Here is a 10,324-nt window from a genome sequence, read left to right on the forward strand (position 1 = left end):
CTATTGCCGGTATTTCCCTTGTGATAGGAGGTATCGGTATCATGAATATCATGTATGTCTCTGTCACAGAACGAACCCGTGAAATAGGGTTGCGCATGTCTATTGGTGCGCGCGGCATTGATATTTTATTACAATTCCTGGTAGAGGCAATTATCATCAGTATTACCGGTGGATTAATCGGAGTGGTACTCGGTATTACATCTGCCAAGGTGATTACGCTAACATTGGGTTGGCCTACGATGGTGTCTGAATCTTCTATTATTTTGTCTTTTGTAGTGTGCGCATTTACAGGGGTGTTTTTTGGCTACTACCCGGCGCAGGCTGCATCACGACTGGATCCTATTGAGGCATTGCGGTATGAGTAATGCGGATTTTTTCATTGTCAACAGCGCGTGGCAGCGATTACAAATTACAATCGCATAAGGTGGCGACGCCTTCTTCCATCCATTTTCTGAAAGCACTTTCTTTTTCGAATTGTACCAGGTTTAATGGTTTTCCGGTGATGTCTTCCAGGGAAAACCCGTCTGCATGCGTTTCTACGGCTTGCTGTGTGGCAATTTCCTGTTCATTGGAAGTGGCGCCCAGTATTTTTCTGAACTCAAATACTACGCTGTCCGACGTATCATTGGCGTGAATCACAGCCACTACAAACTCGTATTCTCCAAATTGTTGCAGCGCAGCAATGGTGCGGGTATTGATCTTGTAGCAAGTGCCTGGTGTGAGTTGCATAAGCGGGTATTTAACGACACCATGAATATACGTAACAATTACTATCTTGTAAAGATGGAAGTCTCATTTTCCAGCATTTTCTTAACATGGAATTAAGTACGCAACGCTTGTTGTTACAGCCGGTAACAGCAGCAGATATCCCGGTTATTCACCGGCTGCATAGTATGCCGGAAACGGATGAATATAATACATTGGGCATCCCCGGATCTATCGCCGTTACTACTGAGGTAGTAAATGGTTGGTGCAATGATTTGATGCAAAAAGTATGGAGTATAACGTTGATGGATACACGCGAATTTATCGGGTTGGCTGCCATGGTTTTTAAAGCATCCCGTTTTAGTAGTGCAGAAATCTGGTATAAGTTCGATGTGGCGTATTGGGGAAAGGGTTTCGCTACGGAAGCTGTGGAAGGATTGCTGCAATATGCCTTTGAAGATTTGCAACTGCATAGGGTGGAAGCAGGTTGTGCGGTAGATAATATCGGCTCTGCGCGGGTATTGGAGAAGGCTGGTATGCAGCGGGAGGGGCGTAAGCGGAAGGTATTACCTATCAGAGGCCAATGGTCGGATAATTTTATGTATGCTATTTTGGAAGAAGATTACCGGCAGCAAAAAGGCCGGTAGGTTTCCCTGTTCCGGCCTTTTTTATTCTTCAGATGGAAAAAACTAGTCTTTCTTCTTCTTATCATGTATTTCTGATTTCTTCAGATACACTTTCTTTCCCTTTTCGTCTACAATATATTTCTGGTCTTTCTTGTTGATGTAAACTGTTTCACCATTCGGCCCTTCCTTGTCTTTGTATACTTTATCTGTTATGGAGGAGGTTCCTTTTACAGCGATAGAAGCAGTTTTGTTACCTACTTTTTTAGCAGTACTGTCGATACCTTGTGCAAAGGCGTGCTGTCCAGCCAGTGAAATAACCGCGCCCAGCGCGGCAGCAAATAAAAATTTTGTGATATGCATTGGAGTTTTCATTTTGTTGCTTTTTTATGTTTAATAAAATGATTGCCTGTTTGGGAGGTAAAACCAACAATAATGCCATATCGATTGTTTTATGACAGTCAGTTTTTTACAAATATGGTTTTTGCTGCATTGCTGTGGCGAACCGGGGATTTTCCCCCTATGGGGAACCATTTTATTTTCGTATATTCATGTCCGGTAACCCGATACCTATGAAGTCAACGAATAAAGGTCTGTATCTATCTGTTCCTACACCATGCTATGAGAACTGGAGTCAAATGACCCGCACTGCGGCCGGAAGGCACTGTAGTAGCTGTAATAAAACGGTAGTTGATTTCTCCATATTATCAGATGCTGCAATTGTTGCTGTTATCAATAACAGTAAGGGGCCTGTTTGTGGCAGATTTTCCGATGATCAGCTGGACAGGAAAATCCTGTCGGCAGTGCCTGCGCGTAATCGGTTCGTACCCGCTATGGTTCTCACAGCGGGCCTGGCGGCGGGTGTGGCTACGACCGTTCAGGCAGAAAAAAATATTTCCGCGCCGATTGTGCAGACGGAGCGTGTTCCCGCATCCTCTGCTGGCAGTACCCTGTTGAAAGATACGACATCGTCTGTTGGGGCGGCATCTCTACCTGATACTACTTCTTCCGAAATCCGCTCTTTGCCTGAAGTCGTTATAACCGGAGCATGCCAACATGCATACAGAAACATGGTTGTCGGAACAGTTAGCATAGTAGAAAGGAAAACTATTTTCGAAAAAATTGATTATGACCCGGTTTATTATTCCGGCCGGCATTTAATCAATAAATTTTTAAAGAAAAAACGGCCCTCGTGACGGCCATCACTGGCCTGATTTCCCAAACATTGCCGCCAATAAAAAACCTCCCAGGCTGCCCGTAGCCCGGAAGGTGTTGCCCGTGAATAATCTGTGTAATTAGCAGCGATGTGTTGATATTAATTCCCCCAGAAAATATCTTCCTGTTGTATATCCGCTGCATATATTTTAGCCGCTACAATTTTCCCTTCTTTCACCGTATATACGTCCACGTTATCCGTATGTAATTCCGCACCGGGTCTGCTGGCTTTCCAGGTGAGGACTACAGAAGCCTGATCGCCATTAACAGCAATAGTTTTGATATCGGCCAATGACATGGTATTTTGTGATACTTCAAACATACCACCCACCATCTGGAATACTTCTCCGCTGGATTTTTTAGTGCCGGAGAAACGATTGCAGCCTGGCTGTTCCCAACTGATATCGGGATGTAATAAAGCGCCTAATTTTTCCAGGTTTACCTGTTGAACTGCGTGTACAAATTCAGTAACGACCTGTAATGTTTGCTTTTCCATTTTTATAATTTTTTGTTTGTTGATAAATTGATAATGCAAAGTTACTTCGGGGCTGTACTTTATCATTTATCTTAACACGACATTTACTTACCATTTGGCGACAACTTGTTTTTTGTGAACCGGGAGATGGATATCTTTATAGTATGAAACAGCTGGTATTAAGTATGATTGCTTATGCGGTGCAGCGGGATGTGGATGCCACCCAGTTATGTAAGCTGGCGGGTATTGATCTGGCGGCATTGAAGCGGAAAAATGCGGCGCCCATTACTGCGCAGCAATTGCAGGACCTGTGGTTAAATGCCAGCAGGTTAACCAATGATCCGTTGTTTGGGCTTCATTTTGGCGAAGCATTGCAACCGGCGGCGTTGGGAACGGTAGGAGAAATTATACAAAGTAGTGCCACGGCAGGCGATGCCTTAACGCATGCAGCGGCACTCACTCACCTGGTTACAGACGAGTGCCGGATAGAAATACACCGGGCCGCTAAAAGTTTTACGGTAAAACTGTTGCCGGCGAAAGATTACGGCGCTACGCCGCCCTATGCTTTCCGGCAATTAATAGATTTACTGCTGGTAATGGTGATTCATGAACTGGATGGATTACTGTTGGAGAAAATTGTACCGCAGGCCGTCCGTTTGGCGTATTCAGTACCTGATCCGGTGGAATATGAACGTGTTTTTCGTTGTAAGCCCTCAAAACGGGCCGGAGAGTATGTGTTGGTATTTGATATCAAATATTGGGACGAGCCGCTTTTAACGGCCAATTATGAATTACAGAGCCTATTGCTGCAAAAGGTCAGCAGTATGCCCCAGCCCGCAGCGCAGCCACAGGCGCTGCAAACAAGGATCTATAATTATCTGCTGGCTAATTCTTACCTCGGTGTTTCCTCGCTGAATGATATGGCGGCTAACTTCAATATCAGTCCGCGCAGCTTGCAGCGGAAACTAAAGGAAGAAGGCGTAAAATATCAGGATATTGCGGATGCTGTAAGACGTTCATTGGCGGTGTATTACATATCTTCCGGTAATTATCCGTTGAAAGATATTTCGTGGATGCTTGGCTATAATGAGTTGAGTGCGTTTACCAGGGCTTTTAAGCGGTGGACGGGTAGTACGCCGGTTAATTATCAGTCGTTATAGTTCAGGAAGGTATCCTTGTGTACGATGCCCCATTTCTTCACAAAAATATATTCTCCTTTTTCCAGGGCAGCGATATAATCCTGCAGCCATTCCTCAAAGGAATTAGCTGCAATGGCGCGGTGACTGTCGTCATGCCACAGTGTGATGATCTGACCACGCCTGCCTTCCGGTGCCGGGTCCAGGTCAATACAAAGGTGGTTGCCGAAGCCATCGCTGGTAAACGGTATCCACAAAGGATTCCACCAGTCGCTTTTGATACCGGTGTCGGGGGTAGCCAGGATAGGCTCATCATGCCAGGTAAAGGTGCCGGCATCCAGCAGGTCTTTCCAATGATGCCATTGTACAATAATGTCTTCCACGCCCAGCAACTGATCCGCATCTACCAGTCCTGCCCTGGCTTTCTGCTGTCCGTTGTGTATGGAATAAAATGCTTTGAAAGAGGCCGGCATGGCCGTTCCTATTAGTTTTTCAAGTGACTCCACCGCCTCAAAGGTAACGCCGGGATGAAGGATGTTAAGCAGTCTTGGGGCATGCTGTTGCATCCAGTTCTCCCATCTGATCCAATATTGCTGCATATGGTATGGGTTTTAACGACTATAAAGATGTGAAATTTTATCTATAAATTTATTCATTCTTGGCAGATGTTTTTTGTAAGGTAATTATCAATAATTTTGTAGCTCTTGAAAAGAGTACAACATCATTAAAAGTAAATAACTCCTCTATGGTACAGTTACCTAAATTTCTGATTGCAGACGATCCTGTAACAGATCCGGAAAATGAATATATTTTTCATACCGAAAAACCCCGCTTCTTCGCCAAACGCGTAGAAGAAGACGAAGAAACTGCCTACATTGATATCGTTCACGAAATTGACAATGTAGAAGAGTTCTATAAAAACGCACCGGAAAAGAAACAGGAACTGCTGGAACAGCTCGAAGAATGGTATTTCTCTTACATGGAGTGGCTGGAAGATGACGGTGAAGAAGAAGACGAAGAATAGTAACAACGAAGTAATTTTAAAAAGCGTCCGTTTACAACGGGCGCTTTTTTATGCTGTCGCCTGTAGCTCTTTCCTATAGGCCGAAGGATTGATCCCCCTGTATTTTTTAAACATCCTGTTCAGGTGACTTTCGTCTGTAAAGCCCAGCTCATCTGCAATTTCTCCTACCCGCATGCTGCTGTACTGCAGCCTTGTTTCCACCAGCTTTAACTTATACTGTGTAATATACTGTTGCAGGCTATCGCCATTATTACGCTTAAAATACTCACTCAGATAAGTAGGAGAAATGTTAAAGTTTGCCGCAATCTGCTCTGCGCGCAGCTTCTCCGGTGAATAGATATTTTCGTGTATATAATGCAGTATATTCAGGGAGGCATCCTGCTTAGCCGGATGTTTGGGCTGTTCCGGCATTTGCAGCAATATATTTCTGGCAATGACCATGATCATGGTATTCACGATCTGTTGGGCCATTTCCCGGTGATAGGGCTGCTGATTTACCAGCTCCCGGATCAGCGCTTCTACCAGCGACTTTACCAGGGGCTTATCGTTTTTGTTCTTTAAAATACAGCCCGGCATATGATTGGTATTCTGGAAAATGAACTCCAGCTGCTGTATCCATTCTTTTTGCTGATTTTGAAGGTAGATGTTATTGAAGCGGATGAAGAAGAATTTCGTACTTTCCTTTACATCAAAAGAGTGACAGTCCTGCGGCATCACCAGGAACAGTTTACCCGGACTATAAGGCAACTGATTTTTGTTGACACATTGCATGCCACTGCCTTCCACAATATACACCAGTTCAAAAAAATTGTGCTTATGAGGATCTATCGGGCATTCACTGCATTCCCGGTATTCAATCTCAAAAGGCTGATATAAGTTCTCTTGTAGCATACTTGCAAAAGTACAGAATGATCCTAAAAATGTACAATTTTATTTGCTGGATTCCGATTGATCTTTGCTACATAAATTCATACAAATGGAAAATAATGCGATTGTATTCTTTTTGCTCCGCCTGTCGGTAGCCGCCAGTATGTTTGGTCACGGCCTGGTCCGACTCCCGAAACTAAATGGCTTCAGCGCCTGGATGGTAAAGAGTTTTGAAAAATCCATGCTGCCAGACCTGCTGGTAGTGCCTTTCAGTTATGTATTACCCATTGCGGAATTCATCATTGGCTTACTACTCATCCTGGGCTTATTCACCCGTGTATCCCTTATTGGCGGCGGCTTGGTAATGATTGCGCTGTTATTCGGTACCGCTATGATAGAAAACTGGGATGCCATCCCTTCGCAGCTCATTCATGCCGTTTTCTTCGCCGGGTTACTGGCTTTTATTCAATACAACACCATTGCTGTTGATCATCTCATAAAAAAATAATGGCTACAAGAAAAGAATTCCTGAAAACAGCCGGCCTCGTTGGATTGGCTGGTATGGTGAATCCCGGCGCGGTGATGGCGCAACCGGCCCATCATCCGGCGCCCACATCCAGCCCCGGCTGGGCAGACGGCTCCCGACTGGTTGTATCCGTATCTATGCAGTTCGAAGCCGGCGGACAACCGGAAGAGCATCCTGAAAGCCCCTTCCCGCAAAATATGCTCAAAGGATATAAAGACCTGCCCGCTAACACCTGGTACGAATACGGCTACAAGGAAGGTATACCACGTATGCTGGACAACTGGGACAAACATGGCATCAAGGTAACCTCCCATATGGTGGGTAGTGCCGTAGAAAAGAACCCTGCCCTGGCCAGAGAAATTGTACAACGGGGACATGAAGCCGCCGCACATGGCCGCGACTGGTCATCGCAATACATGTTGCCGTATGAAGAAGAAAAGAAATTCATACGGGAAGGAATGGAAGCGGTGAAAAAGGCCACTGGCGTTACCCCCGTAGGTTATAATGCCAACTGGATGCGCCGCGGAGACAATACCCTCACCATATTGCAGGAGCTTGGATTTCTGTATCATATCGATGACCTGAGCCGCGATGAACCCTTTATCACCAAAGTGAATAATATTGATTTTGTAGTAGTGCCCTACACTTTACGCTGCAACGATATTCAACTGGTAGCCGGACAATGGTTTTCTTCCGATCAGTTTCTGCAACAGGTAAAAATGGAATTTGATCAGCTGTATGAAGAGTCTGCACGCCGCCGACGCATGATGTCTATTAGTTTTCATGATCGCATAGGCGGTACGCCGCAGCTGGTAAAGGCTACCAGCGAGCTGTTTGCTTACATGAAACAACATCCGGGCGTAGTATTTAAACGAAAAGATGATATCGCAAAAATGGCGTTGGCAGATAAACAAACGATCAGAGAATAGCTAAAAAGACAGGACATGGTTCCTGTCTTTTTCATTTGCAATGAATATTATATTATTTTGTTGGGGTGATATCTCAGGCTATGAACGTATTTAAAACACAACCCGAAGGCTTTGCCATTATCAGAAAACAAGCCCTCACCAGATTTATTCCGGTAATGCTGCTCGGCGTAATGGTGGTACTGGCAGCGAATTTCAGAACAACAGAGCAGGGGTTTGATAAAGATACCTTGCTCATTACCATTCCTATCATGCTGGTGGCAGTAGGAGTAGGTATCTACAATGGTTTGAAGAAGAGAAGAAAATTATTTGATAGCTTCTCCATAACAATAAATGAAGACACGATTATCAGAACACAGGAAGACACTCCCGAACTGGCGCTGAACCGGCTGGAAATTTCCAGCATCAGTAAAGATCGCGTCGGCATGATCACCATCAGGGGAATGTCTGCATATGATATTATCCAGATACCCGCCGGCATGGAACGGTCCGATGAACTGGAGGCCGCACTGTCACGCATCATGCCTTTTTCCGAAGGCAGTCAGCGTTCCCTCCTGGAACGATTTGGATGGATCACGGGCGTTATTGCCATACTATTGATGATGGTAATGCGGTTTGTGGAAAACAAAGCGGTGGTAATCGTTGCCGGCGTAGCCTTAATCGCATTGCTTGTCTGGGGTTTCGTGAAAGCCTGGCGCAATAAAAATGTTCCGGCAGCCTACAAGCGTAGCATATGGATTATGCTGTTGCTGATTGCAGCTGTAATAATGGCTATATTGATGAAACTGGGGTGGGTAATGGATCTTTGGGAGATGAATGCTTAATAGGCCGTTTCGGTAAGAATCAATAATTTTGCCGTTTGTCTGTGATCAATTAAACTTCTCTTTATAAAAAATGGAAAAAGGCATTACTATTCTTATATGCACTTACAATGGTAGTCTTAGAATTCCTGAAACGATCGCACATATTGCTGCGCAGCAGTTTTCAAAAGCCATAGCATGGGAAGTTCTTTTTGTTGACAATGCTTCCACAGACGGCAGCAGCCATGTTGCCATCGCTGAATGGAATAAATATACCACCACCGCAAGCAGCTTCCGCGTAGTATATGAAAGCACGCCGGGAAAATTATATGCCTTGCAAACCGCCATTTCAGAAGCCCGCTATGAATATTTTATTATCTGCGATGATGATAACTGGTTAGCCCCCCGGTATGTAGAAACGATGTATGATATCCTGGAAAGTGATCCCCGCATCGGTGCGGTAGGAGGACAAGGGGTAGCAGCTACCGGCGGCATACCTTTGCCGGCCTGGTTTGAGCAGGCATCTACTGATTATGCGGTAGGTAAACAGGGCGTAGCAACAGGCGATATCACCAAACGTGAATATTTGTGGGGCGCTGGAATGGGCAGCAGAACAGCACTGTATAAAAAAATGTATCATAATTTTCCTTCGCTGTTAATCGGGCAAAAGGGCGTAGCATTATCCGTGGAAGATGCAGAATACTCCATGCGGATGATACTGGCCGGATACAAATTATATTATCATTCAGATCTTATTTTTAGTCATTTTATTACGCCTAACAGACTGGAACCAGGTTATAGAGAAGGGTTGGCGAGTTCTTTTGCAGCATCTGCTGTTGTTCTGGAGAAATACCGCATGGCCCTGCGCTTACAAAGAAAATACGATCATCGGCCTTTGCGTAAATTAATAAGTACCATCGGCGCTTTTTTTAAAAGCAGGTGGAGTGCTTCAGGGGGAAAAAGAACATTCTATAAAAGCAGGTTACAGTATCTCCTTCCGTCCGATAATGGCCATGATCCTATGATTTCGGCCATTCGGAAATTTAAGAAGGAGAACCCGGTGAAATCATAGAGCAGAAAATTTTTACATCATGATTGGCAAAGCCGGAAATGGTGATGATGTTTAGTAAATGGCATTTTAGTCCTACCTAGGTTCAACTATTTGACGCCATCGGTGATGGACTTTAAGGTAAACTTTGCCAAAGCAACATTTCCGACCGTGGTATCAGGTGAAAAAATAAGGTCCCCCAATAGCTGAATTGCAGCGGCTTTCTTACCCTGGTCATTTAGAAGAAGGGCTTTGTTGATCAATAAAATACCTTTTGTATCTGCATCGGGATTTTTGGAAAGTCCCTGTTCAATGGCTTTTTCTTTCTCGGCATTATTGGTTTGTAAAATGGCAAGTTCTTTCCAAGCTGGGGCAAAATCAGATATTTTTTCAGTGATCGTTTTTGCTAATTCCAGTTTTTCGCCGTCAGTATTTGCCCATTCTATCTGCAAATAACCGAGATACATCCCTTTGGGAAATATGCCTTTTTCTTCTCCTTCCAGGGTATATAGTGCTGTTTTTACGGTGAAGAAACCTTGAGGTCTCAGTGCATTCGTCTGTTTATAATATTTTAATGCGTTGACGAAATCGCCTTTCAATAAGTAAGTGTACGCCAGGTCATACACAGGGTAGGCCCAATCAGGTTCCAGCGTCATGGCCTGTTCCAGCTTCATAATTGACATATCATACTTTCCCGCCTGACCCAATACTCTTGCTTCCTGGTGCAAAGCTGCAGCTGCAGGGGAGACTGTCTTTTTATCGAGTAGCTCATAATTCACCTGACCGGTTATATTCTCCAGATCCGCTTCGTTGATAACATGTCCGGAACTGTCTTTGAAAATGAATTTATCTTGTGCGCTCATGGTTTGTGGTGTTTGACAGGAAGACATTGCGATTAATATCACACTGAGAAATTTTATAGGTAGCTTCATAGGGTAGTTTGTGTATGAAGATATATGGATCGAAGGATATTTGCAAA

Annotated in this window: 15 protein-coding genes; 9 read left to right on the plus strand and 6 right to left on the minus strand. The window is 44.4% G+C overall.

Translation table 11 applies throughout. The annotated features are described in order from the left end of the window. A partial coding sequence (locus VIP81_RS27565; protein ID WP_331969025.1) for an ABC transporter permease occupies window positions 1-365 on the plus strand: 365 nt, incomplete at its 5' end. A gap of 37 nt (window positions 366-402) precedes the next feature. Here VIP81_RS27565 and VIP81_RS27570 read toward each other — a convergent pair. Next, window positions 403-729 carry a hypothetical protein gene (locus VIP81_RS27570; protein ID WP_331969028.1) on the minus strand — a complete coding sequence of 109 codons (327 nt, stop codon included), beginning with the start codon at window positions 727-729 and terminating at the stop codon, window positions 403-405. 86 nt (window positions 730-815) lie between these two features. On the opposite strand from VIP81_RS27570, the gene VIP81_RS27575 reads away from it, so the two are divergent. After that, the gene (locus VIP81_RS27575) at window positions 816-1,352 is read left to right on the plus strand and encodes a GNAT family protein (protein ID WP_331969031.1); all 537 of its coding nucleotides are present in this window, start codon (window positions 816-818) and stop codon (window positions 1,350-1,352) included. Window positions 1,353-1,394: 42 nt separating this feature from the next. On the opposite strand, the gene VIP81_RS27580 is transcribed toward VIP81_RS27575, so the two are convergent. Continuing rightward, complete coding sequence (locus VIP81_RS27580) at window positions 1,395-1,703, minus strand: hypothetical protein (protein WP_331969034.1); 309 nt, start codon at window positions 1,701-1,703, stop codon at window positions 1,395-1,397. 197 nt (window positions 1,704-1,900) lie between these two features. Between VIP81_RS27580 and VIP81_RS27585 the strand changes: the two genes are divergently transcribed. Further along, window positions 1,901-2,524 (plus strand): hypothetical protein, encoded by a 624-nt coding sequence (locus VIP81_RS27585; RefSeq protein ID WP_331969037.1) that lies wholly within the window; start codon window positions 1,901-1,903, stop codon window positions 2,522-2,524. Window positions 2,525-2,643: 119 nt separating this feature from the next. Here VIP81_RS27585 and VIP81_RS27590 read toward each other — a convergent pair whose 3' ends face one another. Beyond that, on the minus strand, window positions 2,644-3,039 hold the full coding sequence (locus VIP81_RS27590) for a nuclear transport factor 2 family protein (RefSeq protein ID WP_331969040.1): 396 nt from the start codon (window positions 3,037-3,039) through the stop codon (window positions 2,644-2,646). A 143-nt stretch (window positions 3,040-3,182) separates the two neighbouring features. Between VIP81_RS27590 and VIP81_RS27595 the strand changes: the two genes are divergently transcribed. Next, window positions 3,183-4,178, plus strand: a complete 996-nt coding sequence (locus VIP81_RS27595; protein ID WP_331969043.1) for an AraC family transcriptional regulator — start codon at window positions 3,183-3,185, stop codon at window positions 4,176-4,178. On the opposite strand, the gene VIP81_RS27600 is transcribed toward VIP81_RS27595, so the two are convergent. Then, window positions 4,166-4,753, minus strand: coding sequence for an SMI1/KNR4 family protein (locus VIP81_RS27600; RefSeq protein WP_331969046.1), 588 nt, complete (start codon window positions 4,751-4,753; stop codon window positions 4,166-4,168). The two genes, VIP81_RS27595 and VIP81_RS27600, sit on opposite strands and share 13 nt — an antisense overlap. A 146-nt stretch (window positions 4,754-4,899) precedes the next feature. Between VIP81_RS27600 and VIP81_RS27605 the strand changes: the two genes are divergently transcribed. Then, window positions 4,900-5,178, plus strand: a complete 279-nt coding sequence (locus VIP81_RS27605; RefSeq protein WP_331969050.1) for a hypothetical protein — start codon at window positions 4,900-4,902, stop codon at window positions 5,176-5,178. A 48-nt stretch (window positions 5,179-5,226) separates the two neighbouring features. On the opposite strand, the gene VIP81_RS27610 is transcribed toward VIP81_RS27605, so the two are convergent. Beyond that, a complete protein-coding gene (locus VIP81_RS27610) occupies window positions 5,227-6,069 on the minus strand; it encodes an AraC family transcriptional regulator (RefSeq protein ID WP_331969053.1) in 843 nt (280 codons plus the stop codon). 85 nt (window positions 6,070-6,154) lie between these two features. On the opposite strand from VIP81_RS27610, the gene VIP81_RS27615 reads away from it, so the two are divergent. The 4 genes from VIP81_RS27615 (at window position 6,155) to VIP81_RS27630 (ending at window position 9,369) form a co-directional block, all read left to right on the plus strand. Continuing rightward, window positions 6,155-6,553: a DoxX family membrane protein gene (locus VIP81_RS27615; RefSeq protein ID WP_331969056.1), complete on the plus strand. Its 399-nt coding sequence runs from the start codon at window positions 6,155-6,157 to the stop codon at window positions 6,551-6,553. Beyond that, complete coding sequence (locus tag VIP81_RS27620) at window positions 6,553-7,500, plus strand: polysaccharide deacetylase family protein (RefSeq protein ID WP_331969059.1); 948 nt, start codon at window positions 6,553-6,555, stop codon at window positions 7,498-7,500. The genes VIP81_RS27615 and VIP81_RS27620 overlap by 1 nt, the downstream gene beginning before the upstream one ends. 80 nt (window positions 7,501-7,580) lie before the next feature. Continuing rightward, window positions 7,581-8,321 (plus strand): hypothetical protein, encoded by a 741-nt coding sequence (locus VIP81_RS27625; RefSeq protein WP_331969062.1) that lies wholly within the window; start codon window positions 7,581-7,583, stop codon window positions 8,319-8,321. A 70-nt stretch (window positions 8,322-8,391) separates the two neighbouring features. Further along, complete coding sequence (locus VIP81_RS27630) at window positions 8,392-9,369, plus strand: glycosyltransferase family 2 protein (protein WP_331969065.1); 978 nt, start codon at window positions 8,392-8,394, stop codon at window positions 9,367-9,369. A gap of 86 nt (window positions 9,370-9,455) precedes the next feature. On the opposite strand, the gene VIP81_RS27635 is transcribed toward VIP81_RS27630, so the two are convergent. Continuing rightward, on the minus strand, window positions 9,456-10,324 hold an 869-nt coding region (locus tag VIP81_RS27635), incomplete at its 5' end, for a tetratricopeptide repeat protein (RefSeq protein WP_331969067.1).

It is taken from the genome of Chitinophaga sp., assembly GCF_036566945.1.
Classification (GTDB): Bacteria; Bacteroidota; Bacteroidia; order Chitinophagales; family Chitinophagaceae; genus Chitinophaga.

Bases quoted from the DNA above. Each gene is read 5' to 3' on its own strand.
- VIP81_RS27570 (WP_331969028.1), bottom strand. From the start codon at position 729: ATGCAACTCACACCAGGCACTTGCTACAAGATCAATACCCGCACCATT.
- VIP81_RS27575 (WP_331969031.1), top strand. From the start codon at position 816: ATGGAATTAAGTACGCAACGCTTGTTGTTACAGCCGGTAACAGCAGCA.
- VIP81_RS27580 (WP_331969034.1), bottom strand. From the start codon at position 1,703: ATGAAAACTCCAATGCATATCACAAAATTTTTATTTGCTGCCGCGCTG.
- VIP81_RS27585 (WP_331969037.1), top strand. From the start codon at position 1,901: ATGAAGTCAACGAATAAAGGTCTGTATCTATCTGTTCCTACACCATGC.
- VIP81_RS27590 (WP_331969040.1), bottom strand. From the start codon at position 3,039: ATGGAAAAGCAAACATTACAGGTCGTTACTGAATTTGTACACGCAGTT.
- VIP81_RS27595 (WP_331969043.1), top strand. From the start codon at position 3,183: ATGAAACAGCTGGTATTAAGTATGATTGCTTATGCGGTGCAGCGGGAT.
- VIP81_RS27600 (WP_331969046.1), bottom strand. From the start codon at position 4,753: ATGCAGCAATATTGGATCAGATGGGAGAACTGGATGCAACAGCATGCC.
- VIP81_RS27605 (WP_331969050.1), top strand. From the start codon at position 4,900: ATGGTACAGTTACCTAAATTTCTGATTGCAGACGATCCTGTAACAGAT.
- VIP81_RS27610 (WP_331969053.1), bottom strand. From the start codon at position 6,069: ATGCTACAAGAGAACTTATATCAGCCTTTTGAGATTGAATACCGGGAA.
- VIP81_RS27615 (WP_331969056.1), top strand. From the start codon at position 6,155: ATGGAAAATAATGCGATTGTATTCTTTTTGCTCCGCCTGTCGGTAGCC.
- VIP81_RS27620 (WP_331969059.1), top strand. From the start codon at position 6,553: ATGGCTACAAGAAAAGAATTCCTGAAAACAGCCGGCCTCGTTGGATTG.
- VIP81_RS27625 (WP_331969062.1), top strand. From the start codon at position 7,581: ATGAACGTATTTAAAACACAACCCGAAGGCTTTGCCATTATCAGAAAA.
- VIP81_RS27630 (WP_331969065.1), top strand. From the start codon at position 8,392: ATGGAAAAAGGCATTACTATTCTTATATGCACTTACAATGGTAGTCTT.